Here is a 23,862-nt window from a genome sequence, read left to right on the forward strand (position 1 = left end):
CCGCATCCGCCGAGCCGCCGCCAGGCCGGAGCATCGTTTCCTTCTTCGAGACCTGCCATGACTCCCAGGATTTCCCCGCTCGCGTCGGCCGTACTGTTGACGCTGTCCGCTCCTGCAATCGCCCAGCCCGGCGATGCACCCGCGCCTCCGGGTGCGGTGGATCTGGATGCGATCCGGGTGCAGCAGGAACGCGCGCAGAAGCCGTCCTCCCCCAAGTACACCGAGGCGCTGCGCGACACCCCGCAGACCATCACGGTTGTCACCAAGCAGACCATGGACCAGCAGAACCTGCTGTCCCTGCGCGACGTGCTCAGCACCCTGCCCGGCATCACCTTCGGTGCTGGAGAAGGCGGCGGCGGGTATGGCGACAGTATCAACCTGCGCGGCTTCACCGCCAGCAGCGACATCACCACCGACGGCGTACGCGACAGCGCGCAGTACAGCCGCAGCGACACCTTCAACCTGGAATCGGTGGAACTGATCAATGGCGCCAACTCGGCCATGTCCGGTGCCGGTTCGGTTGGCGGCAACATCAACCTGGTCACCAAGACCGCCGGCCAGGGCGATTTCACCAACGTGCTGATCGGCGGCGGCAGCGACCGTTATGGCCGCCTCACCGTCGACAGCAACTACGATTTCGACAATGGCACCGCGGTGCGTCTGAACGCGATGGGCCACACCCAGGACGTGCCGGGCCGCGATGAGGAATTCCGCCATCGCTGGGGCTTCGCGCCGTCGGTGACGTTCGGCCTGGGCTCGGACACGCGCTTCACACTGAGCTACCTGCACCAGCACGACAACAACCTGCCGCAGTACGGCGTGCCGTTCGCGCTTAGCCCGTTCAACGATGGCCCGCTGCCGGGCGTGGACCCGGAGACCTTCTTCGGCTACCGCAACACCTCGCGTCAGGAGATCGACGTGGACATGCTGACCGGCGTGCTGGACATGGATTTCAGCGACACTTTCAAGCTGCGCAGCCTGGCGCGCCTGCAGCGGGTGGACCAGTTCCTCAACGCCACCGCGCCGCAGGGCACCTGGTGCCTGCCCAACGGCACCGACCCGTACACCGGGCGTGCCTGTGTCGGCCAGCCGCCGGCCACCTGGAACCCGAACAGCGGCCCGCGCGGGTTGGTGCGCGACACCGAGAACTTCATCGCGCACAGCCAGACCGACCTGACCGCGACCCTGCACACCGGCGCCATCGAGCACCGCGTGGTCGCCGGCGTTGCCTTCAGCAAGGAAGACTTCGAACTGGACAGCGGCACGCTGTTCCGTAATGCCGACGGTTCCACCACCGGCATCACCTACCCGCTGCAGTCCTTCGACAATCCGTACAACATCTGGACCGGCCCGCAGAACTATGTGCGCACCGGCCACAGCAAGGGCAGCCTGACCAACCAGGCGGTATACCTGTTCGACACCCTGCAGTTCAACGAGCAGTGGATGCTCAATGTCGGCGGCCGCTACGAGCACAACGAAGGCGACAGCACCACCTATACCGTCAATGCCGCGGGCAATGTCACCGGGGTTGCCGCCGGCTTCCCGGCCGGCAGCAAGGAAGACCTGTTCTCCTACCGTGCCGGCCTGGTGTTCAAGCCGGTCGACACCGCCAGCCTGTATCTGTCCTACGCCAACAGCAAGACGCCCTCCAAGGCCTCGGTCAACGGCTCGTGCACCCCGATCGCCACTGCCACCGCCGGTGCCAACTGCAATGTGGCGCCGGAAACGGCGGTCAATATCGAACTGGGCGGCAAGTGGGACGTACTGGATGAGCGCCTGGCGCTGACCGCAGCGGTGTTCCGCAACGAGCGCGAAAACTACAAGGTCAACAGTGGCGACCCGCTGATTCCCGAGCAGGTCCTGGACGGCAAGGCGCGCGTGGACGGTATCGCACTTGGCGCGGCCGGCTACCTGACCGACCGCTGGTCGATCTTCGCCAACTACACCTTCCTGGACAGCGAGGTGCTGCAGAGCGTCTCCAATCGCACCGAAAGCCTCACCGGCGACCCGGTCGCCGGACGCGAACTGGTGCAGACCCCGCGCAATGCCGGCAACATCTGGACCACCTACACGCTCAACCAGTGGACCTTCGGCTACGGCGTCACCTACCAAGGCGGGTTCTATCCGAACAACGCCTCGGCCGCCGCCTACGTCAAGACCGATGATTACTGGGTGCACCGCGCCATGGTCGGCCTGCGCGTCAACGACTGGCTCAGCCTGCAGTTGAACGTCAACAACCTGTTCGACGAGGAGTACTACACCAGCGTGCGCAACAACCTCACCGTCAATGCAGCCGGCACGGTCACCGCCGGCAGCGGCTGGGCCCTGCCGGGCGAAGGCCGCTCGGCAGTGTTGAACGCCACCTTCAGCTTCTGACCTTGTGAAGCGCCACCCGCCCTGCGCGGGTGGCGTGGAGACCACCGCATGCTGCTGCCCATTCCCGATGTCCTCGACGCCACGCAACTGGGCGCATTGCGTGCGCGGCTGGACGCGGCCGACTGGGCCGATGGCCGCATCACCGCCGGCCATCAATCCGCGCAGGCCAAGGACAATGCACAGCTGCCTGAAGACAGCACCAGCGCGCGCGAGGCCAGCGCGCTGGTGCTGGACGCGCTGTCGCGCAGCAGCACGTTCTTTTCCGCGGTCCTGCCGCGGCGGATCTATCCGCCGTTGTTCAATCGCTACAGCGGCGGGCAATCGTTCGGGTATCACGTGGACAACGCGGTGCGCTACGACCGCAGCCGTGGTGGCGCCGAGCCGGTGCGTACCGATGTTTCCGGCACGCTGTTTCTCAGCGACCCGGACAGCTACGACGGCGGCGAGCTGGTGATCGAAGACACCTACGGCACGCAATCGGTCAAGCTGCCCGCCGGACATCTGGTGATCTACCCCGGCACCAGCCTGCACAAGGTCAACCCGGTCACCCGCGGCACGCGCGTGGCGGCATTCTTCTGGACCCAGAGCATGCTGCGCGATGCGGCGCAGCGCCGGCTCTTGTTCGAACTGGATGTCTCGATTCGGCGGCTGACGCAGGACACGCCGGGGCACCCGTCGCTGATCCAGCTCACCGGCGTGTATCACAACCTGTTGCGGCAGTGGGCCGATGTCTGAGCCCGCGCCGGATCCCGCACTGCTGTGCACGCAGCCCGAGCAGGCCATCGCCTCGCTGCGCGGGGCCGCAGCCGGCCACGACAGCACTGCGCAGTTGCTGCTCGCACAGCTGTATGCCGAAGGACGCGGCGTCCCGGCCGACCCGGCCACGGCGATGCTGTGGTACGAAGTGGCCGCCAATGCCGGGCAGCCGGCGGCCATGAACCAACTCGGCCGTTGCCACGAGCTGGGCTTCGGCACGCCCGTCAACGATGCATTGGCGGCGCTGTGGTACCGCCGCGCCGCCGACCATGGCCTGGACTGGGGCATGTACAACCTGGCGCATCTGCATGCCTCCGGACGCGGAGTGGCACAGGACCAGACGCAGGCCCTGGCGCTGTATCGCCAGGCCGCCGAATGCGGGCATGCCAAGTCGATGAACTTCCTGGCGCGCTACCTCGACCAGGGCCTGGCCTGCACCGCTGACCCGCATGCCGCGCGCGACTGGTATCGCAGGTCTGCCGAGGCCGGCGACTTTCGCGGTCAGGCCAGCTACGCCACCTTGCTGGCCGATACGGGCGCGCTCGATCAAGCCGAGCGGTGGATGCGCCGCGCCATCGCCGGTGGGCATGCCGGCTTCCTGCGCCAGCTCACCGCCCTGCTCGGCAACGCGCCGCAGCCGCGCCTGCGCGCGCTGCTGGACGAGGTGACGGCGCGGCAATCGCAGTTGCAGGCAACCGCCGCTGCGGTCACGGCCTGAGCCCCTCATGTCGCGACCTGCCGCCACCACCGCCAGTGCCCAGCAACGCCGCGGATTCTGGCTGCGCATGCTGCATCAATGGCACTGGATCAGCTCGGCGCTGTGCCTGATCGGCATGCTGCTGTTTACGATCACCGGGCTGACCCTCAATCACGCTGCGCGGATCGAAGCCAGCCCATCCACCGAGCAACGCACGCTCACCCTGCCAGCGGCCTTGTTGAAAACCCTGGGCAGCCGGCAGGACGGCGATGCACCGCTGCCGCCCCGCGTGGCGCAGTGGCTCGGACGCGAGCTCGATGTCAGCATCGGCACACGCAACGGCGAATGGTCCGCAGACGAGGTGTATGTCGCGCTTCCGCGCCCCGGTGGCGATGCCTGGCTGAGCGTGGACCGCAACACCGGTGCGATCGAATACGAGCGCACCTCGCGTGGCTGGGTCGCCTATCTCAACGACCTGCACAAGGGCCGCAACGCCGGGCCGGCGTGGGGCTGGTTCATCGACGTGTTCGCCATCGCCTGCCTGGTGTTCTGCATCACCGGGCTGTTCCTGCTGCATCTGCATGCGCGCCAGCGCCGCATGACCTGGCCGCTGGTCGGCCTGGGCCTGTTGATTCCGCTGCTGCTTGCCCTGCTGTTGATCCACTGACCCCTTCCTCGGAGACGACCATGCGCGCCACCCTGACCATCGCCCTGAGCGGCCTGCTCGCCATGCCGGCGTATGCGGCCACGCTCGATATCACTGTCGAGATTCCCAAGCTCAATGTCGCCGAATACCACCGCCCCTATGTGGCGATCTGGCTCGAAGGCGCGGACCAGAAAGTCGCCGCCAACCTGGCGGTCTGGTATCAATCCAAGGACACCGCCGAAGGCCACGGCACCAAGTGGTTGCCGGATCTGCGTCAGTGGTGGCGCAAGAGTGGCCGCACGCTGGACGTGCCGGTCGATGGCGTCACCGGCCCCACCCGGCCTGCCGGCGCGCATGCGTTGTCGTTCACCGATACCAAGGGCGCGCTGAAGTCGCTGCCGGCCGGCCAGTACACGCTGGTGGTGGAAGCTGCGCGCGAAGTCGGTGGCCGCGAGTTGGTCAAGGTGCCTTTCACCTGGCCGGCCACCTCGGCGCAGTCTGCCAAGGCCAGCGGCAACAGCGAGCTGGGCACGGTGAGCCTGACCGCCAAGCCGTGATGCAGGTGCGCGCCGATGCAGTGCCGCCGTGCACGCATCCATGTGCAAGACCCACGCGCCGCATTGCGCAGACGCATATCCACTTTCATCCCCCACGCATCCACGCAGTGCCGCAGTGCGCTGATCAGACACGTGATCCACCCGCCTTATCGTCCTTCAAGGAGTTGTCATGAAACGTTCGCATGTCCTGATCGCGCTGCTTGCCGCACTTCCCGTCAGTGCGTTCGCGCACAAGGCCTGGCTGCTGCCCTCGCAGACCGTCATTGCCGGCGAAGCGCCGTGGATCACCGTCGATGCCGCGGTCTCCAACGACCTGTTCTATTTCAACCATGTGCCGTTGCGGCTGGACAACCTCAGCATTACCGCACCCGATGGCAGCGCGCTCAAGCCGGAAAACCCGGCCACCGGCAAATACCGCAGCGTGTTCGACCTGCAGCTCACCCAGCCCGGCACCTACAAGCTCGGCATCGTCAATGCCGGCCTGTTCGCCAGCTGGAAGGAAGACGGCAAGCCCAAGCGCTGGCGCGGCAACGAAGCCAGCTTCGCCACCGAAGTACCCAAGAACGCCCAGGACTTGCAGGTATCGCAATCGCTCAACCGCGTGGAAACCTTCGTCACCCGCGGTGCACCGACCACCACCGTCTTCAAGCCCAGCGGCAAGGGCATCGAGCTGGTGCCGGTCACCCATCCCAATGACCTGGTCGCCGGCGAAGCCGCGCAGTTCACCCTGCAACTGGATGGCAAGCCGGCCGCCGGGCTGGAGATCGAGATCGTGCGCGGCGGCACCCGCTACCGCGATGCGCAAAACGAGATCAAGCTCAAGACCGACGCCAAGGGCGGCTTCAGCGTGACCTGGCCGGAGCCTGGCATGTATTGGCTGGAAACCAGCAGCGAAGACAGCAAGACCTCGCTGCCGCAGGCAAAGCAGCGTCGCCTGGGCTATGTGGTGACGCTGGAAGTGCTGCCGCAATAAGAGCAGCCGACAACACCGCCGCGCCGCTATCTTGCGGGCGCGGCCGGTGCGCGGAATCGGTCTGTCCCGCTCGTACATTCCGGTTCCTGCGAGCCGTCCATGCCCACCCGGTCACTGCGCGCTACGTGCCTTAGCCGCAGTAACGGCAGCGCACGCAACGGTTCTGGCGACATGCCAGGCCTCTTGCACGATGGAGCCGTCTCCGCGTTGCTGTCCGCGTGGCGACTGACCACGCTGGCATGGTCGAAAGGTGCGCACGGCCGATGGCGTCGATCGCCGAACCATCAGGACGCTGATGCAATCGGCTGCGCCGCACGTCACCATCATGTTTCCTGCCGCAGTGCCCGCTCACACTCCACGTATGAACTCACTCGCTCCTGCAGACACCACGCTTGCCACCCTGGGCGGCCACAGCATGGGCACCACCTGGAGCGTCAAGCTGGTGGCGCCGCGCAGCCGCGACCTGCATCCGTTGCATGCGCGCATCCAGGCAGCGCTCGACCGCGTGGTCGCACAGATGAGCACCTGGGACGCGACCTCGGACATCAGCCGCTACAACCGTCTAGCGGCCGGCCACTGGCAGGCCTTGCCCGATGAGTTCCACACCGTGCTGCGCACCGCGCTGGACATTGCCCGGGCCAGCGACGGTGCCTTCGACCCCACCGTCGGGCCGATGGTCGAACTGTGGGGCTTCGGTGCAAGCGCGGGCCGGCGACGGGTGCCATCGCCCGAGCAGATCGCGCTGGTGAGCCTGCGCTGCGGCTGGCAGCGCCTGGAACTGGATGGCCCGCGTGTCCTGCAACCGGGCGCGGTGGCGCTGGACCTGTCCGGCATCGCCAAGGGCTATGGCGTGGACTGCGTGCACCACGCCCTGGTACAGGCCGACATCACCAGCGCCTTGATCGATGTCGGCGGCGAACTGTTCGGCTATGGAAACAAGCCCGATGGAAGCGCCTGGCGCGTGCTGGTCGAATCCGCCCCCGATGAAGACGCCGGTGCGGCGCTGCCACCCCGGGTGCTCACCCTGGACGGCGTCGCCGTGGCCACCTCCGGCGACCGCTGGCACCGCTTCGAAAGCGACGGTCTGCGCTACACCCACACCTTCGACCCGCGCACCGGGGCACCGATTCCGCACGCGCCCGCCGCGGTCACCGTCCTCGCCGCCGATGCCATGCAGGCCGACGCCTGGGCCACCGCCATGACCGTGCTCGGGACCAACGCCGGGCTTGCCTACGCGCACAAGGCCGGCCTCGCGGTGCGCTTTCTGACGCGCCACGACGGCAGCCTGCGCGAAGCCATGAGCCCCGCATTCGAGCAGCATCTGGCCGCCTCATGACAGCCGCACGCGCACGGGTCTGGCTGGGGAATGGAGCGTTGCTGATTGCCCTTGCCGCAATCGCTGCATGGCTTGCCAGCCTGCACCAAGGCGCATGGTGGAGTGCGCCGACGCTGCAGCGCTGGCAGTGGGCAGCACTGAGCATGACCGTGTATGCCGCGGTCTGCGCTGCCATTTTTATCCGTAACCGCCAGCGGGCCGGCGTGTCGAACGCAGACAGCAGCGGCATGCTCATCGCCTGGGCCAGCCAGACCGGATTTGCCCGCGAGCTTGCCGAGCGCAGCGCGGCCGCGCTGCAAACAGCCGGCGTCGGCGCGCATGCACTGCCACTGGACGCGGTGGATGCCGATTTACTCGCCCGCGTGCCGCGCCTGCTGTGCATCGTCAGCACCACCGGCGAAGGCGACGCACCGGATCATGCACAGGCGGCCGAGCGCCATTGGCTTGCCGGCAATGCGCAGGACCTGGCTGCCGTGCACTACGCGGTCCTGGCACTGGGCGACCGCCGCTACGCGCAGTTCTGCGCATTCGGCCGTCGCATCGACGCCGGCCTGCAAGCACGCGGCGGCACCCGCCTGTTCGAGCGCATCGACGTCGACAACGCCGACCCGCGCGCCTTGCTGCAATGGCAGCAACGGCTGGCGGAACTCACACCGGCGCTGGCAAGCCAGCCAGCGTGGAGCGTGCCGACCTATGCGATCTGGCAGCTGCGCGAGCGTGTCCATGTCAACCCTGGCAGCGCCGGCGCACCGATCTATCGGCTACGGCTCGTACCCCGCGACGGCGCGCTACCGCCGTGGAGCGCTGGCGACATCGCCGAGATCGCCCCGCAGAACGCGCCAGCGCAGGTGGAGGAGTGGTTGCAGCGGCACCGCTGCGATGGCGCGCAGATAGTCGATGGCCGTGCGTTGCGCGACTGGCTCGCGGGCGCGCAGCTGCCTGCAGATCCAGACGCAAGTGCGGGTGTATGTGCAGATCCAGCTGTATGCATGGAGGCAGACGCGAAATCGGATACAGCGATACCACCTGCTGAGCTGGCGGCAATGGTGCCCAACCTGGTCGCGCTGCCGCATCGCGCGTATTCGCTGGCATCGATCAGCGAAGAAGGATATGCCGAACTGCTGATCCGCCAGCATCTGCATGACGATGGACGGTTGGGGATCGGCAGCGGCTGGCTGTGCGTCCATGCGCGTGTGGGTGCCGCAATTACGCTGCGGTTGCGCAGCAACCCGGGGTTCCATCCACCTGCGCCTGGACACCCGATGCTGCTGATCGGCAATGGCACCGGCATCGCCGGATTGCGCGCACATCTGCGTGCGCGCATTGCCGCCGGCGCACGCGACAACTGGCTGATCTTTGGCGAACGCAATGCCGCACACGATGCGTTGTACGCCAACGAGCTGCAGCAATGGCAACAGCACGGCTGGATTGCGCGCATGGACCTGGCGTATTCGCGCGACCCCGCCTCCCCAATGCGTTACGTGCAGCACGCACTTGCCGCCGCGGCCGAGCCCCTGCGCGAATGGATCGACCGCGGTGCCTGCATCTATCTCTGCGGCAGCCTGCGCGGCATGGCGCCGGAAGTGGACCGCACCCTCGACACCATCCTGGGTGCGGCGACCAGGCAGGAGTTGCTGCAAAGCGGGCGCTACCGGCGCGACGTGTATTGAGCAGACGCAGCCAGATTTCAGGCAGGCGCCCTGATCAAACAGCGGTTTTGCCGGGATCTATCTCGGGGTTGCAACCACGCGCCCTGGATGATTCTTAAGTCGCCTTTCAACACCTGCTACTGCCAATGTCTTGATGCAGACCAAGAGCAGCCCGCAAAGCGACTGCGCGGCGCGCCAGGTGTGCACGGCCGGCATTCGGACTTCTCACCACCATGCCTGCGCGTCGGCTACCGAGCGCCGTCTGCACCCACGACGACGGCGCGCTACGCTTTATTCAGTCGCTCTAACCCGGATCGCCAGCAATTCACCGCCGCCATCCAGCACGTAACGGGTACGCGTCGACGCACTCAACCAGGCAGTATCGCCGGCCGCCAGGGCCGGCAAGCCACTCTCGCGCCCGAAGCTGGCCTGCCCGGCGAGCAGATGAATCGCCCAGGCACTGCCCGGGTCGGCGAAGAACAGCATGGTGCCGACCAACGGCCGATGCAGCAGCTCGGCCTGCAGCACATCGCGCCGCCACATCAGATTGAAATCCTGCGTCGGCCCATCCAGCAGCACCGCGCTTACCGCATCTTCGCCGGCAAATCGCACGCGTTGATAGGGCGGCATTAAATCGACGAAACGCCCAACGCACGCAGGGCTTGCGAGAAGATGCTCAGCGCCGCTCAATAGTCCACCGGCGTCAGCATGTTGGCCGACACTCGCTGCGCCAGTTGCATCCGGACGACCCCTTTTCCCGTCACCTGAACCAGTATCGGTGTCGGTGTCGGTGTCGGTGCTGGAATTGGAGTTGGAGTTGGAGTTGGAGTTGGAGTTGGAGGCGGTGTCGGTGTCGGTGTCGGTGTCGGTGTCAGCATCGACATCAGCGTCGACGCCGGCCCTGACGCTGGTATGGGCATCGACATCTACATTGCCAGCGCCATTGCCGAACTGCAGACGCATGCCATTGCCCCGCAGCAGCACCAGTTCACGATCGATGCCAGGAAATGCGGAGAACGCGGCATCCTGCTCGATCTCGGCGATCGACAGGCGCAATGCCCATTCCTCCGCGTCGCCCAGACGCAGGATCGCGCGCGTCCAGCCCAATTGGTTGCGCCACCGCTCGCGGCGGTAGTCGGTGGCCGGAATCACCCGGCTGCTCAGGTCTGTTAGCTGCATCGGCGCATTGTGCCCGAAGCGCCATACCTAGCGCGGTCTGCCCCGGCTACGTGCACGCTGCCGTTTGCCGTTTGCCGTTTGCCGTTTGCCGTTTGCCGTTTGCCGTTTGCCGTTTGCCGTTTGCACGAGCATTCAACACTGCCATGCCATCAGAATCCACGCGGCTGCAGCAGCATGGAGGCGAAAGCGTCCGCAGCGCATCGACATCTTGCGTGGGCAGATTTCAAGCGCCACTGTCCATGCGCCTTGTCGTGCCTTCCACCACGGCAGCATTGCGCTGGGCCCGGCCCAGATCCGCCCAACGAAAAACGCCCGGCTGCACATCCAAGTGCAACACCGGGCGATTCCACGTCCTTGTCGGCTTCCAGCCATCCCCCAGACATCCTGTCCAGTTAGGTTGCGGCCACGCATCCTCGCGTCGAACCGTATCTCGGATCCCTTCCCCTTAACGCCGTCCCACCGGTTTCACCGCCGCCCCCTTGGCAGCCTTCTTGGCAGGAGCCATCGTGGCTCCTACTTCGATCAGGTCGCGATTCCGTTCGACCGTCTTGAGTCCGATGCCCTTGACCAGTGCCAGTTCCTCGGCACTCTTGAAGGGACCGTTTGCCTGACGGTGCTCGACGATTGCCTCGGCTTTTGATCGCCCGACATTCGTCAGCGCCTTGTCCAATTCCTCAGCAGACGCGGTATTGATATCGACCTTTTCAAGCGCGTACGCATTCGAGGACAACAACAACGCCAGTAGCAGGGACTTCAGGACTACGGTAAATGACTTCATTGCAACGCTCCTTGTGGCTTGGGTGATGGTCCTAGCCAGCATTCCTGCCGGCGGAGCCAGTGTCCCGCGCCACATGCAGCAATCCTATCGCCAACGAACTTTTCACACAGCCGGTGAACTGCGCGCCGCCTTGTAGGGAAATCCCTACCCCATGTCACCGGCGTAGAATGTGCTGCTACGTCACGCATTCGGAGCCTCCATGGACAGCGCCAAGATCGACCAATTCATCAGCGACACCTGGGACCGCGAGATCGTCCCGCAACTGGTCGATTACATCCGTATCCCCAACAAGTCGCCGATGTTCGACGCCGACTGGGTGGCCAATGGCTACATGGAGCAGGCCGTGACCCTGATGGAAACCTGGGCGCGGGCGCAGGCCATCGACGGCATGCAGGTCGAGGTGGTGCGCCTGGAAGGCCGCACGCCGTTGATCTTCATCGAGATCCCGGCTACCGGCGCCGAATCCGGTGACGACACCGTGCTGTTGTACGGGCATCTGGACAAGCAGCCGGAGATGACCGGCTGGGATGCCGACCTCGGCCCCTGGGAGCCGGTGTTGCGCGAGGACAAGTTGTACGGCCGCGGTGGCGCCGACGATGGCTACGCGATCTTCGGTTCGCTGGCCGCGATCCTGGCGCTGCGTACCCAGGGCCTGCCGCATGCGCGTTGCGTGGTGCTGATCGAGGCCTGCGAAGAGTCCGGCAGCTATGATTTGCCGGCCTATGTAGATCATCTGGCCCAGCGCATCGGCAAGCCGTCGCTGGTGGTCTGCCTGGATTCGGGCTGCGGCAACTATGAGCAGCTGTGGTGCACCACCTCGTTGCGCGGCCTGACCGGCGGCAACCTGAGCGTGAAGGTGCTGGAAGAAGGCGTGCATTCCGGCGATGCCTCCGGCGTGGTGCCGTCCAGCTTCCGCCTGCTGCGCCAGCTGCTGTCGCGCATCGAAGACGAAGCCACCGGCCGCATCCTGCTCGACGGCCTGCATGTGGAGGTGCCCGCCGAGCGGCTGACCCAGGCCAAGGCGGCCGCCGCGACGCTGGATACCGCGATCTTCGACAAGTTCCCGATGGTCGATGGGTTGGTACCGATGCACGAGGATCTGACCGAGCTGGTGTTGAACCGGACCTGGCGGCCGGCGCTGTCGATCACCGGGGTGGATGGCATGCCGCCGCTGGCCTCGGCTGGCAACGTGCTGCGCCCGCACACCGCGGTGAAGCTCTCGCTGCGGTTGCCGCCGACGGCGGACGGCAAGGCTTGCGGCGAACTGCTCAAGGCTGCTCTGCTGCGCGACCCACCCAATGGCGCACAGGTGAGCCTGGAGCTGGAAAAGGCCTCGTCCGGGTGGAATGCGCCGGAGATGGCCCCGTGGCTGACAAAGGCCATCGACGACGCCAGTCAGGCGTTCTTCGCCAAACCGGCGATGTACATGGGCGAAGGCGGCTCGATCCCGTTCATGGGCATGCTCGGCGAGAAGTTCCCGGGCGCGCAGTTCATGATCACCGGCGTGCTGGGGCCGCATTCCAATGCGCATGGGCCGAACGAGTTCCTGCACATCCCGATGGGCAAGCGGGTGACGGCCTGCGTCTCGAAGGTGATCGCCGAGCATCACGCCGCCTGCCTGCGCGGGGAAACCAGCGGCTCGCCGGTGGCTGCCGATAGCGGCACCCGGCATGGTGGGCACGGCTGCTGCTGAGTCCCGGGGTTGGGCCTTGCATGCGGTTGGGTGCGAGGGTCATCGATTGAGCTGTGTTGTTCGGGGCTTGGGTGAGAGGTCGTTGGGCTTGGATTGGCTGGCGGCCGTACCCTCACCCCAACCCCTGTCCCGGCGGGAGAGCGGCTTGTGGTCGGTGTTTGGCTGTTTGTCCGATTTGCCGTCGTCTTCCGGGCGGCCATCGCCGTCCTGTCTCGCTGAGTGCAGATAGCGCTTATCGCATTGGCGGTGTGTTCGGTGTCGCCCTGTCTGGAAGGAGTTCAAGTGTCGCCCTGCCGGATGAGGGACTCACTGTCGGCACTCCATTCGTTGCCTCGCGTGCGCCGTTGTTCCGTATGCACGTGGCTGGTGAACAGCCGCCACCGCAGGCTCGGGTAGATCACCGGTATTGGCTGGGCGTCGGCGGCCGGCGCCGCCTCCAGGCAGCCTGCAATGGCTCCCCGCCTTCCTTTGCCCTGCATAGGCAATGTTGCCGTCGTACCGCCCATCTGCTGAATGCTGGAGCCCGGGCGGTCACCGCCGAACCAGTGGTAACGCCGTAAAGGAGGTGGCGCCTTCCCTGCGGCGTCGCTGGTGCCGTGCGGCGCGGACCACAGCTTGCAGCGAGTGCCTTATCAAGGTCGCCAGCATTGGGCGCGCAGCGCGGGTGGTAGGCATCCGAAATGCTAGTCTGCCGATCCCGTTCGCTCTGGTGCTGCGATGAACACATTGTTTGGTAGCGACAGCTGGCTCTACGTCCTGCTCGTCGGATTTGTGGTCGGGTTGCTGGCACGTTTCATCACGCCCGGCACGCAGCGTCTGGGGTGCCTGCTGACCATCGTGCTGGGCATTGCCGGTGCGGTGGTGGCGAGCTGGTTCGGCCGGTACATGGGGTGGTACCGCCCAGGCGAACCCGCCGGATTTCTGGGCGCGCTGCTCGGCGCCATCGCCATCCTTGCGCTGCTGCGGCTGTTCAGCGGCAGCAAGCGCTGAGCGCCGCGTGTCCATCACTTCACTACTCAGCAACGAACCATGACGTCTTCGCCTTCAGAGACCGCGCGCGACGCGCTTCGCCTGCAATGGGCGCGCCACGCGCTCGACGATCCGCATGCCAGCCTGCACCGCGCGTCGGTCGACGCGGGGTTTCGCAGCTATTGGCGCACCCACGGGCGCGGCGCGGATCGCATCCTGATGGATGCGCCGCCGGAGCTGGAAAACGTGGCGCCGTGGCTGCGGATGCAGGCCTTGCTGGATGCGCATGGCGTGCGCGTACCGCAGGTGCTTGCGCAGGATCTGCAGACCGGCTTCCTGCTGCTGGAAGACCTTGGCGTGCCGACGTTGGCACAGGTGCTCACCGAGGCCAATGCCGACGCACTGCTGGACCAGGCAATCGCGCAACTGCTGTTGCTGCAGCGCATTCCGCCGCCCGCCGAGAGCGGCAGCTTCGGCGAGGCCTTGCTGCAACGCGATGCCGGATTGTTCGAGGAATGGTTCCTGGGCCACCACCTGGGCGTGCAGCTGAGTTGCGCGCATGCTGAGCAGTTGCAGCTGGTGCAGCGCCGCCTGATGGACAACGCGCTGGCGCAGCCACGCGTGTTCACCCATCGCGATTTCATGCCGCGCAACCTGATGCCGGTATCCGATGGCCCGGCGGTGCTGGATTTCCAGGACTGCGTAATCGGCCCGATCGCCTACGATCCGATCAGCCTGTTCAAGGACACCTCGGTGAGCTGGCCCATCGCCCGCGTGGACGGCTGGCTGGAGCGTTACCACGCGCGCGCTATTGCGGCCGGATTGCCGGTTCCGCCACTGGCGCAGTTCCTGCGCGATGCGGACTGGATGGGCGTGCAGCGGCACCTGAAGAATCTGGGCATCTTCTCGCGCCTGAGCCATCGCGATGGCAAGCACTGGTATCTGGACAACGTGCCGCGCTTCATCGCCTACCTGGATGAGGTGCTGCCGCGCTACGCCGAGCTGGCACCATTGATCGGCATCCTGGACGAGGTGATCAAGCCCGCCCTGGCCGCGCGGACGTCGCAGGCCACGCCATGAAGGCGCTGATCTTTGCCGCAGGATTCGGCGAGCGCATGCGTCCGCTGACCGAGCGCACACCCAAGCCCTTGCTGTCGGTCGGTGGCACACCGCTGATCGTCTGGCACCTGCACAAACTCGCCGCACTGGGCGTGGCCGAGGTGGTGATCAATACCTCCTGGCTGGCCGAGCAATTTCCGCAGGTGTTGGGAGACGGCAGTGCGTTCGGCCTGCGCCTGACCTATTCCTTCGAAGGCGCCACACCACTGGAGACCGGCGGCGGCATGCTGCATGCGTTGCCGCTGCTGGGCGATGCGCCGTTCCTGCTGGTGAACGGCGATATCTGGAGCGACTTCGATTTTGCGCGCCTGTCCGACGAACCAGCCGGGCTGGCGCAGTTGGTGCTGGTCGACAAGCCTGCCTATGCGGCCCACCCCGACTTTGCCCTGGAGGCCGACGGCAAGGTGCGCGCCGATCTGCCAGCAACCCACACGTACGCCGGTATCGGTATGTACCTGCCGGCACTGCTGGGTGACTGGCAATCGGTGATCGGGCCATTGCCTGAGCAGGCCGGCGCGGCGCCACGGTTCGCTTTGGCGCCGATCCTGCGCGCGCAGATGGCACAGGGTCTGGTCGATGGTCTTTATCACGGCGGCCGCTGGACCGATGTGGGGACGCCACAGCGGCTGGCAGAACTGGACGAGCAGTTGGGAGCTGGCACGCGGTAATCGCAAGCACCTGGCGCTTAGACCTGGCGCGTGAGCTTGGCGCGTGAGCTAAGTGCCTGCGCTTGTATCTCGCCGGTTGGCCCCGCCGCAAGGCACCAACTCCCAAGATGCAAAAAAATCGCTGTTCCCAGCGTTAGATGGGCCGTGTAACCAAGAGCCGCTGATAGAACGTGGCGTTGGGTGGACTGCGCGCCCAGAACCAGAGGACGAATGTCCATTCCGATTCTGATCTCGAGCCGCGCCGGCCTGACGGCCGCGCAGTCGTCCTGTTAGCTGGGTTTTCGCTCGCCAGGACTCGTCGAACCACCCTCGACGTTTTCTTCGCGTGGCGAACCGTATCCGAATCGCGCGAGCAGACCACGAGGCTGGTGCCGGCGTCGGACGTGCCGAGCCCGGGATTCTTGCCGCGGAAAACCAAACGCGTAATGGCTACGGTCTGCTGCCTGGCGGCTAGCACCAGGCATGCACTGCGCGCCACCGAGCAGCAGCGCCGCGTCCAGTGCAACGTCCAGCGGGTCCCGGATCTTGGGCGCCCTATCCCGCTTCCATCAGCACACGCCGCAGAAACGGCACGGTGATGCGGCGCTTGGCCGCAAGCGACTCGCGATCCAGCCGATCCAGCAAGGCCACCAGGCCGGCCAGTTCGCGCTCGCTGTGGGTGAGCAGCCAGTCGATCGCCGCGTCGTCCAGCGCAAGACCGCGTCGCTGCGCCCGATCGCGCAGCACCGCCGCGCGTGCCGCGTCGTCGAGCACCGGTAATCCGATGCGGATGCACTGCGACAGCCGCGACCGCAGGTCGGGGAGCACCAGCGCCACCCCATCGGGCATCTGCCGGGCGGTATAGAGCAAGGTACTGCCGGCCGCACGTGCACGGTTGTGGAAATCGAACAGGGCAACTTCGTCGTCGCGTTGCCCGGCGATGCTGTCTACACCGTCCAGCGCCACCAGGCTGCGCCCTTCCAATGCTTCAAGCGCATCGCGCAGGCGGCCGGCAGCAGCCTGCAGCGGCAGGTACGCCGGCGTGCGCCCGGCCTGTTCGGCCGCCGCGCACATCGCCAGGGCCAGGTGGGTCTTGCCAGTGCCGGCAGGACCGGCCAGGTAGAGCCAATCGCCCACCTGCCCGGAGGCCAGGGCCTGCAACTGGGCGAGCAGGCCCTCGGGCGCGGCGATATAACTGTCGAAGCGCTGGTCGGGCGGCGCGCGCAACGCCAGCGGCAACTGCGGAACGCTCACAACCGATCTGCGTCCTTGGTCGGGTCGATGATGACGCTGCGTTCGGGCGTGGACTGCAGCACGATGCCGGCCCGCTCGCCCGCGTACAGATCGCTTTGGGTGTATTGCTCGTGCGCATAGCGCAGCAATACGTTGGCCACCGCGGCCACCGGCAGCGCCAGCAGCATGCCCAGAAAGCCGAACAACTGGCCGCCGGCCATCACCGCGAAGATCACCGCCACCGGATGCAGGCCAATCTTGTCGCCAACGATGCGCGGGGTGAGCACGTAGCTTTCCAGCAACTGGCCAACGGTGAACACCACGCCCACGCCGATCAGCAGCTTCAGGTCCAGCCCCTGCGCCTGCACGATGGCTGCCAGCAGCGCGAGCACGATGCCGGTGGTGGCGCCCAGGTATGGGATGAAGCTGATGAAGCCGGCGATGATGCCGATCAACAACCCCAGATTGAGCCCGATGATGGACAGGCCGGTGGCATAGATCGCCCCCAGCGCCAGCATCACCAGGAACTGGCCGCGGATGAAGCCGCCGAGCACGTCGTTGGACTCCAGCGCCAGCCGGCTCACGGTGCCGATGTAGGCACGCGGAATGACCGCCGCCACCCGCTCCACCAGCCGGTCCCAGTCGCGCAGGAAGTAAAACGCCAGGATCGGCAGCAGCGCCAGGTTGATCACCCAGGTCACCATCGCAAAGCCCGAGCGCGACACGTAGCCGAAGAAGGTCTTGGCAGCACCGCCGGCCTGCTCCCAGTGGCTGCGGATCCAGTCGATCAGGCGCTCCGGGTCCAGCCACGCCATCAGTTGCACGCCGGTTTTAGCCTCCAGCCAGGGAATGGCGGTGCCGATCGCCCAATTACGCATCTGCGGCAAGGCGTCGATCAGGGTCATGATCTGGCGTTCGATCATCGGTACCAGGATCATCAGCGCCAGCACGAACAGCAGTGTCGCCAGCACGAACACCAGCGCCACCGCCATGTTGCGCGAGCGCCCGGCACGTTCGATGCGATCCACCAGTGGGTCACCCAGCCAGGCCAGCAGCAGCGCCAACACGAACGGGGTCAGGATCGGCGCCAGCAGCGAGACCACCCACAGCACGCCGACGATCACCGCCGCCCATTTGAGGCGACGCAGGAAGATGGCGATTTCGGCTTCGGGAGTCAGGGTCATTTCAGGCGGTACTCGGCGTGCTCGTTGTCGAGGATGATCGGGCCCTCGGTCGGGACCGATACCGAGACCAGGGGACTATTGTCGCCGAGCATACGGTTGAGCCCGGAAATGCCCGTGAGCAATTCCAGGTCCACTTCCATGCGATCGCCATTGGCGCTGACCGGACGGATGCTGCGCACCACCGACACGCCCTGCAGCGCAGCGGCAACCCGCAGGTAATCGTCGGCGCTGTGGATGCCGGTGATCACTGCGCGATAGACGCCCGGCACGCCCGAATCCACCCGCTTGGCGTAGCGCTTGACCAGTGCGTCGGCGGCGCCATCGGCGCCGGCGGCCATCGCGCGGCGCGCATCGCCATCGCTGCTGGTCCAGCTGGACAGCACATTGCCGTTGTCCACGAATACCCAATCGGCGGTCCAGCCGGCCCCGCTGCGGTAGAGCTTGCCGATCAGCTGCATCGGCGGGCTGTACTTGGCCGAGGCGCGCGACACCGCAGCGGTGTCCTTGCGCCAGATCGCACCGGCCAGCGCCTGCTCGGCCGCCGCACCGCCTGGCAGGCCGAGCCGGTAGCCGCGCTCGATGGCGCGGTCGAGCACGCTGCGTGCAGCGTTGGCCTGGGCCACGCCGACCAGGCGCGGGCCGCTGCCATCGTCGATGGCCAGCCACAGCACCGGCTTGGGGCGCGGCAACGGCCACACCGGCAAGCCCAGCGCGGCGATCAGGCCATCTACGTCGGATTGCCGGAACCGTGCAACCAGGGTCGTGCGGAAGGTGGGCGCGCCAGTGCGCGAGGTGCCTTGGTCCTGGCGGTAGTCGTAGTGTTCGACGTAGTTGGGTGCGTTACGCAGCGCCTGCGGCACGCCGGGGCGGCTCATGACGCTGCGATCGCCGGAGACCTTGCCCAGCACGGCACCCAGCGCGCGCGCCAGGGCACCGGGGCGATCGGACTCGCTCTGGCTGTTGACCGGCACTTCGGCATCGTAGGCGCTCTGCGCCTTGGCAACATCGCCTTCGGTACGCAGGTCTGCCTGCGCAAAGGCCGGAACGACAGGCATGGCGACCACGAGGGCGAGAAAGAAAGCGAGACTGCGGCGCATCGACGGTTCCATGGCGTAAGCGTATCCGGGTGAATTGTTGCCCGAATGGGGCGCTAGCGCCAACGTGGCTGTTAAAATCGCCGCCTTTACTGCCGAGCCACCCACGCCCGTGACCAGCCCAACGCCTTCCACTCCCTCGCCCATGACCTACCGTGATGCGGGTGTCGACATCGATGCCGGCAATGCCCTGGTCGAACGCATCAAGCCACTGGTCAAGCGCAGCTTCCGGCCAGAGGTGATGGGCGGCCTGGGCGGTTTCGGGGCCTTGTTCGACCTGTCGGGCAAGTACAAGGAGCCGGTGCTGGTGTCCGGCACCGACGGCGTAGGCACCAAGCTCAAGCTGGCGCAGCAGCTGGGCCGGCACGACACCATCGGTATCGATCTGGTGGGCATGTGCGTCAACGACGTGCTGGTGCAGGGCGCCGAGCCGCTGTTCTTCCTGGATTACTTCGCCACCGGCAAGCTGGACGTGGACACCGCCGCGGCGGTGGTGGGCGGCATCGCGCGTGGCTGCGAACTTTCCGGTTGCGCACTGATCGGTGGCGAAACTGCCGAAATGCCGGACATGTACCCGCCGGGCGAATACGACCTGGCCGGCTTCACCGTGGGTGCGGTGGAAAAATCGCAGCTGCTGGATGGCGCGCAGGTGCGCGCCGGCGACGTGCTGATCGGCATCGCTTCGTCCGGCCCGCATTCCAATGGCTATTCGTTGATCCGCAAGATCTACGCGCGTGCCGGCGCCCCGGCCGAGCATGTGCTGGACGATGGCAGCAAGCTGATCGACGCACTGATGGCGCCGACCGCGCTGTACGTCAAGCCGGTGCTGGCCCTGCTCAAGGCGCACGGTGAGGCGATCCACGCCATGGCCCACATCACTGGCGGCGGGTTGACCGAAAACATCATCCGCGTCGTTCCGGACGGACTGGGCCTGGACATCGACGCCACCGCCTGGACGCTGCCGCCGGTCTTCGCCTGGCTGCAGCGCGAGGGCGCGGTGGCCGATGCCGAAATGTGGCGCACCTTCAATTGCGGCATCGGCTTCGTACTGATTGCCTCGCCCGAGCAGGCCGCCACGCTGGAGCAGGCGCTGGATGCGCAGTCGTTGGCGCACTGGCGCATCGGCCAGGTGGTCAGCGCGCAGGGCGACGAACGCGTGCGGATCGGCTGAGAGAAGACCTGCATGGACGCGTCCCCGATCGCCAACCCTTCCACTACCGCTGCAGCTGCCAGCGCCGAAGATCTGCAGCAGCTCAAGCTGCTGTCGATCTTTCACTACGTACTGGCCGGCATCACCGGGCTGTTTTCGTTGTTTCCGTTGATCCATCTGTTCATGGGCCTTGCCATCGTGACCGGCCATCTGCCCATGGAGAGCACCAGCCCGGACGCGCCGCCAATGGACCCGCGCTGGTTCGGCTGGTTTTTCGTGGTGTTCGCGGCAGCGTTTATCTGCTGCGGCCTGACGCTGGCAGGGTTCATTGCCTACGCCGGCCGTTGCATCGCCCAGCGCAGGCGGCATCTGTTGTGCCTGATCGTAGCCGGCATCTCCTGCACGTTCATGCCGTTCGGCACCGTCGTCGGTGTGTTTACGCTGGTGGTGCTGCTGCGTCCGCAGGTCAAGGCATTGTTCGGCGTCGCCGCACCCGCCGCCTGAGATCGATGTGAGCACACCCGCGTTGCGCCGCCCCAAGCTGGCGGCATTGCTCATCACGGTCGCGGTCTTTTCGGTGAGCTGGATCTCACCGCTGTGGCCGGTGGAACAGGCGCTACACAGTTCGTTGACAGTTCTGGGGCTGATGGCGTTGGTGTGGGCCGACCGTCGCTGGCCGCTGGGCACGGGTGCATTCGTGGCCATCTGCGTGTTCATCGCCATGCACTGCATCGGCGCGCGCTGGCTGTATTCCAACGTGCCCTATGAGCGATGGAGCCTGCAGCTGCTGCACTGGTCGCCCAGCGCCACGTTCGGCTGGACACGCAATCATTTCGATCGGCTGATCCATCTGCTGTTCGGGCTGTGCTTCACGCCAGCCATTGCGCAGCTGGCGATGCAGCGCTGGCCACGCCTGACGTTTCGGCAAGCGTTCGTGCTGACGGTGATGACCATCATGTGCGTCAGCCTGGTCTACGAATGGTTCGAATGGGGCATCGCGCTGCTGCTGTCGCCGCAGGCGGCCGAAGCCTACAACGGCCAGCAGGGCGACATCTGGGACGCGCATACCGACATGTTGCTGGCAACCCTCGGCAGCCTGGCTGTCTACCCCATGGTGAGGATATCGTTCAATGCACGCGACTGAACGGCGTCTGCGCCTGGCCGTGCTGGCCTCCGGGCGCGGCAGCAACCTGCAGGCCATCCTGGATGCGATCGCCAACGGGCGCCTGCATGCCGAGGTGGTCGGGGTGTTTTCCGATCGATCGCAGGCGCCGGCCCTGCACAGGGTCGAGCAGGCGCTGCGCTGGAGTGCCAGCCCGCGCGATTTCGCCGACCGCGCTGCCTTCGATGCCACGCTGGGCGATGCCATCGCCGCCGCGCAGCCGGACTGGGTGATCTGCGCCGGCTACATGCGCATCCTGGGCGAGCCGCTGGTGCGCCGTTTTGCCGGGCGCATGCTCAACATCCACCCGTCGCTGCTGCCCAAATACCGCGGACTGCACACCCACGCGCGCGCACTGGAGGCCGGCGACACCGAACACGGTGCCAGCGTGCACCTGGTGGTGCCGGAGCTGGATGCCGGCAGCGTGATCGCGCAGGCCCGCGTGCCGGTCCTGCCCGGCGACAGCGCCGAGCAGCTGGCCGCACGCGTGCTGGCGCGCGAACACCCGCTCCTGTTGGCCACCCTGGAACTGCTTGCCGCAGGCCGCATGCAGATCCACGGCGACGCGGTCCACCTCGACGGTCAGTGCCTGTTTACGCCTCTACGACTAGAGTCCGCTGACACCGCATTGACCTGAATGCGGATACGCCTTCCTCATCCTGTCTCGGACATCCTTGCGGCCCCGTGCCTCCTATCAGCGCATGAACGTCATTCCAATCGCCACCGCGCTGTTGACCACCGCCCTGCTCGCCCCGGCCGATAACGGCCGCGCGCAGCAGCTTCCCGCTGCGCCTGCGCCGACCCCTGCACCAGCGCCGACGGCGCCTGCAGCGGCTGCCGCGCCCCAGGCAGCACCGATGTCTGCCGCCACCCTGCCCGCCAGCACCTGGACCCCACCGCCCTTGGAGCCGTTCGTGGCGACCTACCAGGCGTTCTACCGTGGCAAGGAAGCGGGCGATGCCACCATGCAGGTCAGCCATGGCGACGGCAGCCAGTGGCGCATCGACATGTCGGTGCGTGGCCGCAAGGGCTTCGCCAGCATGCTGGGGCTGAACCTGGAACAGAGCACGGTGTTCCGCGTCGACGGCGGCACCTACGTGCCGTTGAGCCAGAGCACGGTGCGCAAGGCGGTGTTCTTCGGCAAGAAGGTCACCGGCGTGTACAACTGGCAGGCCGGCACTGCGCAGTGGGACGGCGATCTGAAGAAGGAACGCCAGCAACCGATCCCGTTGCAGCCTGGCGACCAGAGCGCGCTGTCCCTGAACCTGTCGCTGATGCGCGATGCGCAACCCGGCCGCAACCTGAGCTATCGCTACGTCGACGTGGGCAAGGTGCGCAAGTACGACTACCGCGCCGCCGACACTACCGAAGTGGTGCAGGTCGGCGACCTGAGTTACGACGCGTTGCGCGTGTACCGCGTCAACAGCGGCGACAACGAAACCATCCTGTGGATCGCCAACGGGGTTCCGACCCCGGTGCGCATCCTGCAACGTGACAAAAACGAGGATCAGGTCGATCTGCGCCTGGTCGAATACCAAGGAACCTGACCATGAACATCCTCCCCCGTACCAGCGCTCTGATCGCCGCCGCTGCACTGGCCGTGGCCAGCCTGCCGGCGTTTGCCGTCCAGCCATTCCAGGCCGACTACTCCGCCAATTACATGGGCATGCAGGCCAACGGCACCATGACCCTGGCGTCCGCCGGCGCCAACCAGTGGCGCTATACGCTGACCATCCAGAACCAGCTGGCCAACCTCACCCAGAGCACGGTGTTCGAGGAAGTCGGCGGCCAGCTGCGTCCGGTCAGCAGCAACGATACCTCCTCGATGATGGTCAAGCGCCGCAATGTCACCGCCAACTACGACTGGAAGACCAGTCAGGCGACCTGGAGTGGCGATATCAAGCCGGACCGTCGCGGCCCGGTCAAGTTGCAGCCCGGCGACATGGACGCACTGCTGATCAACCTGGCGATCACCCGCGACCTGGCCGCCGGCAAACCGCTCAACTACCGCATGGTGGACGAAGGCCGCATCAAGCCGATGAGCTACAAGGTGGTCGGCAAGGAAACCATCACCGTCAACGGCAAGCAGGAGCAGGCCACCAAGGTCTCGCGCGTGGATGGCGACAAGGAATTGATCGCCTGGGTGGTCAAGGACCTGCCGGTGCCCGCGCGCCTGCTGCAGAAGGAAAAAGGCCAGGACGCGCTGGATCTGACCATCAAGGGCCTGCGCTAAGCTCGCCAACCTTCGACCAGAGGCTTGATTGCCACCATAGTTCCGGTCGTAAAGTTATTGAGTGCAGTTCGCAAGTCGTTTAGTGCCGTCAAACGCTTGCTGCGTCGAGGGCGCGATGCCCTCACCGCTCGCGGGACACGCCGTGAATCCGTCCGTGGAGGCTCGGTGGCGGCCTCCATGCCGCCACACGGTCCCGCAATCGGTGAGGACACCGCGCCAGTCGAGTTAATCGGTCGCTTTATTAAAGGCCTGCGTGTTGCTCGGTGTGGGCTGGCAAGCTGACATGACACGCCATTATCCGCACAACCCATCTCACGCACTGCTTGCATCGTGCGTACCGACCATTTCGACGGGTCCTTGCCCGTTCACCGTCGCGAGACCTTACGCGGCATGGATGCCGCGTAAGGTCTAACAAGAACGTACTTGCGGCG

Annotated in this window: 23 protein-coding genes and 1 other RNA gene; 19 read left to right on the forward strand and 5 right to left on the reverse strand. The window is 66.1% G+C overall.

The window, feature by feature from the left end:
- Window positions 1–57: 57 nt before the first annotated feature.
- The 9 genes from A7D17_RS00445 (at window position 58) to A7D17_RS00485 (ending at window position 9,011) form a co-directional block, all read left to right on the forward strand.
- The gene (locus A7D17_RS00445; RefSeq protein ID WP_064507284.1) at window positions 58–2,376 is read left to right on the forward strand and encodes a TonB-dependent receptor; all 2,319 of its coding nucleotides are present in this window, start codon (window positions 58–60) and stop codon (window positions 2,374–2,376) included.
- A gap of 48 nt (window positions 2,377–2,424) precedes the next feature.
- Complete coding sequence (locus A7D17_RS00450) at window positions 2,425–3,111, forward strand: Fe2+-dependent dioxygenase (protein ID WP_064507285.1); 687 nt, start codon at window positions 2,425–2,427, stop codon at window positions 3,109–3,111.
- Window positions 3,104–3,850 (forward strand): tetratricopeptide repeat protein, encoded by a 747-nt coding sequence (locus A7D17_RS00455; RefSeq protein ID WP_064507286.1) that lies wholly within the window; start codon window positions 3,104–3,106, stop codon window positions 3,848–3,850. The genes A7D17_RS00450 and A7D17_RS00455 overlap by 8 nt, the downstream gene beginning before the upstream one ends.
- A gap of 7 nt (window positions 3,851–3,857) precedes the next feature.
- Window positions 3,858–4,496: a PepSY-associated TM helix domain-containing protein gene (locus A7D17_RS00460; protein ID WP_064507287.1), complete on the forward strand. Its 639-nt coding sequence runs from the start codon at window positions 3,858–3,860 to the stop codon at window positions 4,494–4,496.
- A gap of 20 nt (window positions 4,497–4,516) precedes the next feature.
- Window positions 4,517–5,032, forward strand: a complete 516-nt coding sequence (locus A7D17_RS00465; protein ID WP_064507288.1) for a DUF2271 domain-containing protein — start codon at window positions 4,517–4,519, stop codon at window positions 5,030–5,032.
- Between the two features lie 169 nt (window positions 5,033–5,201).
- Window positions 5,202–6,005: a DUF4198 domain-containing protein gene (locus A7D17_RS00470; protein WP_064507289.1), complete on the forward strand. Its 804-nt coding sequence runs from the start codon at window positions 5,202–5,204 to the stop codon at window positions 6,003–6,005.
- A 61-nt stretch (window positions 6,006–6,066) separates the two neighbouring features.
- A non-coding RNA gene (locus A7D17_RS00475) (sX9 sRNA) lies at window positions 6,067–6,141 on the forward strand.
- A gap of 225 nt (window positions 6,142–6,366) precedes the next feature.
- Complete coding sequence (locus tag A7D17_RS00480) at window positions 6,367–7,341, forward strand: FAD:protein FMN transferase (RefSeq protein WP_064507290.1); 975 nt, start codon at window positions 6,367–6,369, stop codon at window positions 7,339–7,341.
- Window positions 7,338–9,011, forward strand: a complete 1,674-nt coding sequence (locus A7D17_RS00485) for a flavodoxin domain-containing protein (RefSeq protein ID WP_064507291.1) — start codon at window positions 7,338–7,340, stop codon at window positions 9,009–9,011. The genes A7D17_RS00480 and A7D17_RS00485 overlap by 4 nt, the downstream gene beginning before the upstream one ends.
- Window positions 9,012–9,281: 270 nt before the next feature.
- On the opposite strand, the gene A7D17_RS00490 is transcribed toward A7D17_RS00485, so the two are convergent.
- The gene (locus A7D17_RS00490) at window positions 9,282–10,169 is read right to left on the reverse strand and encodes a HutD/Ves family protein (protein ID WP_064507292.1); all 888 of its coding nucleotides are present in this window, start codon (window positions 10,167–10,169) and stop codon (window positions 9,282–9,284) included.
- A gap of 445 nt (window positions 10,170–10,614) precedes the next feature.
- Entirely contained in the window at window positions 10,615–10,989 is a 375-nt protein-coding gene (locus tag A7D17_RS00495; protein WP_323208946.1) for a ComEA family DNA-binding protein, read from the reverse strand.
- A gap of 157 nt (window positions 10,990–11,146) precedes the next feature.
- Here A7D17_RS00495 and A7D17_RS00500 point away from each other — a divergent pair, with 157 nt between their 5' ends.
- The 4 genes from A7D17_RS00500 (at window position 11,147) to murU (ending at window position 15,396) form a co-directional block, all read left to right on the forward strand.
- Window positions 11,147–12,640: a M20 family metallopeptidase gene (locus A7D17_RS00500; RefSeq protein WP_064507293.1), complete on the forward strand. Its 1,494-nt coding sequence runs from the start codon at window positions 11,147–11,149 to the stop codon at window positions 12,638–12,640.
- A 717-nt stretch (window positions 12,641–13,357) separates the two neighbouring features.
- Window positions 13,358–13,630 carry a GlsB/YeaQ/YmgE family stress response membrane protein gene (locus tag A7D17_RS00510; RefSeq protein ID WP_064507295.1) on the forward strand — a complete coding sequence of 91 codons (273 nt, stop codon included), beginning with the start codon at window positions 13,358–13,360 and terminating at the stop codon, window positions 13,628–13,630.
- A gap of 39 nt (window positions 13,631–13,669) precedes the next feature.
- On the forward strand, window positions 13,670–14,689 hold the full coding sequence (locus tag A7D17_RS00515; protein ID WP_064507296.1) for an aminoglycoside phosphotransferase family protein: 1,020 nt from the start codon (window positions 13,670–13,672) through the stop codon (window positions 14,687–14,689).
- Window positions 14,686–15,396 carry an N-acetylmuramate alpha-1-phosphate uridylyltransferase MurU gene (gene murU, locus A7D17_RS00520; protein WP_064507297.1) on the forward strand — a complete coding sequence of 237 codons (711 nt, stop codon included), beginning with the start codon at window positions 14,686–14,688 and terminating at the stop codon, window positions 15,394–15,396. The genes A7D17_RS00515 and murU overlap by 4 nt, the downstream gene beginning before the upstream one ends.
- 534 nt (window positions 15,397–15,930) lie before the next feature.
- Here murU and hda read toward each other — a convergent pair.
- From hda to A7D17_RS00535, 3 genes are read right to left on the reverse strand one after another with little or no spacing between them, the layout of a single operon-like run.
- Window positions 15,931–16,629, reverse strand: a complete 699-nt coding sequence (gene hda, locus A7D17_RS00525) for a DnaA regulatory inactivator Hda (RefSeq protein ID WP_064507298.1) — start codon at window positions 16,627–16,629, stop codon at window positions 15,931–15,933.
- Entirely contained in the window at window positions 16,626–17,792 is a 1,167-nt protein-coding gene (locus A7D17_RS00530; RefSeq protein WP_064507299.1) for an AI-2E family transporter, read from the reverse strand. Before A7D17_RS00530 ends, hda begins: the two co-directional genes overlap by 4 nt.
- Window positions 17,789–18,901 (reverse strand): DUF2066 domain-containing protein, encoded by a 1,113-nt coding sequence (locus A7D17_RS00535; protein ID WP_064507300.1) that lies wholly within the window; start codon window positions 18,899–18,901, stop codon window positions 17,789–17,791. Before A7D17_RS00535 ends, A7D17_RS00530 begins: the two co-directional genes overlap by 4 nt.
- A 22-nt stretch (window positions 18,902–18,923) precedes the next feature.
- Between A7D17_RS00535 and purM the strand changes: the two genes are divergently transcribed.
- The 6 genes from purM to A7D17_RS00565 all read left to right on the forward strand — a co-directional run bounded on the left by purM (window position 18,924) and on the right by A7D17_RS00565 (window position 23,431).
- A complete protein-coding gene (gene purM, locus A7D17_RS00540) occupies window positions 18,924–20,057 on the forward strand; it encodes a phosphoribosylformylglycinamidine cyclo-ligase (protein ID WP_193395291.1) in 1,134 nt (377 codons plus the stop codon).
- 12 nt (window positions 20,058–20,069) lie between these two features.
- The gene (locus A7D17_RS00545) at window positions 20,070–20,540 is read left to right on the forward strand and encodes a hypothetical protein (RefSeq protein WP_064507302.1); all 471 of its coding nucleotides are present in this window, start codon (window positions 20,070–20,072) and stop codon (window positions 20,538–20,540) included.
- A gap of 22 nt (window positions 20,541–20,562) precedes the next feature.
- The gene (locus tag A7D17_RS00550; RefSeq protein ID WP_064507303.1) at window positions 20,563–21,180 is read left to right on the forward strand and encodes a DUF2238 domain-containing protein; all 618 of its coding nucleotides are present in this window, start codon (window positions 20,563–20,565) and stop codon (window positions 21,178–21,180) included.
- Complete coding sequence (gene purN / locus A7D17_RS00555; RefSeq protein WP_064507304.1) at window positions 21,167–21,835, forward strand: phosphoribosylglycinamide formyltransferase; 669 nt, start codon at window positions 21,167–21,169, stop codon at window positions 21,833–21,835. The genes A7D17_RS00550 and purN overlap by 14 nt, the downstream gene beginning before the upstream one ends.
- 64 nt (window positions 21,836–21,899) lie before the next feature.
- Window positions 21,900–22,745: a DUF3108 domain-containing protein gene (locus A7D17_RS00560; RefSeq protein ID WP_064507305.1), complete on the forward strand. Its 846-nt coding sequence runs from the start codon at window positions 21,900–21,902 to the stop codon at window positions 22,743–22,745.
- Between the two features lie 2 nt (window positions 22,746–22,747).
- A complete protein-coding gene (locus A7D17_RS00565; protein ID WP_064507306.1) occupies window positions 22,748–23,431 on the forward strand; it encodes a DUF3108 domain-containing protein in 684 nt (227 codons plus the stop codon).
- Window positions 23,432–23,862 lie beyond the last annotated feature (431 nt).

It is taken from the genome of Xanthomonas floridensis (assembly GCF_001642575.1).
Taxonomy (GTDB): Bacteria; Pseudomonadota; Gammaproteobacteria; order Xanthomonadales; family Xanthomonadaceae; genus Xanthomonas; species Xanthomonas floridensis.

Bases quoted from the DNA above. Each gene is read 5' to 3' on its own strand.
- A7D17_RS00445 (WP_064507284.1), top strand. From the start codon at position 58: ATGACTCCCAGGATTTCCCCGCTCGCGTCGGCCGTACTGTTGACGCTG.
- A7D17_RS00450 (WP_064507285.1), top strand. From the start codon at position 2,425: ATGCTGCTGCCCATTCCCGATGTCCTCGACGCCACGCAACTGGGCGCA.
- A7D17_RS00455 (WP_064507286.1), top strand. From the start codon at position 3,104: ATGTCTGAGCCCGCGCCGGATCCCGCACTGCTGTGCACGCAGCCCGAG.
- A7D17_RS00460 (WP_064507287.1), top strand. From the start codon at position 3,858: ATGTCGCGACCTGCCGCCACCACCGCCAGTGCCCAGCAACGCCGCGGA.
- A7D17_RS00465 (WP_064507288.1), top strand. From the start codon at position 4,517: ATGCGCGCCACCCTGACCATCGCCCTGAGCGGCCTGCTCGCCATGCCG.
- A7D17_RS00470 (WP_064507289.1), top strand. From the start codon at position 5,202: ATGAAACGTTCGCATGTCCTGATCGCGCTGCTTGCCGCACTTCCCGTC.
- A7D17_RS00480 (WP_064507290.1), top strand. From the start codon at position 6,367: ATGAACTCACTCGCTCCTGCAGACACCACGCTTGCCACCCTGGGCGGC.
- A7D17_RS00485 (WP_064507291.1), top strand. From the start codon at position 7,338: ATGACAGCCGCACGCGCACGGGTCTGGCTGGGGAATGGAGCGTTGCTG.
- A7D17_RS00490 (WP_064507292.1), bottom strand. From the start codon at position 10,169: ATGCAGCTAACAGACCTGAGCAGCCGGGTGATTCCGGCCACCGACTAC.
- A7D17_RS00495 (WP_323208946.1), bottom strand. From the start codon at position 10,989: ATGCTGGCTAGGACCATCACCCAAGCCACAAGGAGCGTTGCAATGAAG.
- A7D17_RS00500 (WP_064507293.1), top strand. From the start codon at position 11,147: ATGGACAGCGCCAAGATCGACCAATTCATCAGCGACACCTGGGACCGC.
- A7D17_RS00510 (WP_064507295.1), top strand. From the start codon at position 13,358: ATGAACACATTGTTTGGTAGCGACAGCTGGCTCTACGTCCTGCTCGTC.
- A7D17_RS00515 (WP_064507296.1), top strand. From the start codon at position 13,670: ATGACGTCTTCGCCTTCAGAGACCGCGCGCGACGCGCTTCGCCTGCAA.
- murU (WP_064507297.1), top strand. From the start codon at position 14,686: ATGAAGGCGCTGATCTTTGCCGCAGGATTCGGCGAGCGCATGCGTCCG.
- A7D17_RS00530 (WP_064507299.1), bottom strand. From the start codon at position 17,792: ATGACCCTGACTCCCGAAGCCGAAATCGCCATCTTCCTGCGTCGCCTC.
- A7D17_RS00535 (WP_064507300.1), bottom strand. From the start codon at position 18,901: ATGGAACCGTCGATGCGCCGCAGTCTCGCTTTCTTTCTCGCCCTCGTG.
- A7D17_RS00545 (WP_064507302.1), top strand. From the start codon at position 20,070: ATGGACGCGTCCCCGATCGCCAACCCTTCCACTACCGCTGCAGCTGCC.
- purN (WP_064507304.1), top strand. From the start codon at position 21,167: ATGCACGCGACTGAACGGCGTCTGCGCCTGGCCGTGCTGGCCTCCGGG.
- A7D17_RS00560 (WP_064507305.1), top strand. From the start codon at position 21,900: ATGAACGTCATTCCAATCGCCACCGCGCTGTTGACCACCGCCCTGCTC.
- A7D17_RS00565 (WP_064507306.1), top strand. From the start codon at position 22,748: ATGAACATCCTCCCCCGTACCAGCGCTCTGATCGCCGCCGCTGCACTG.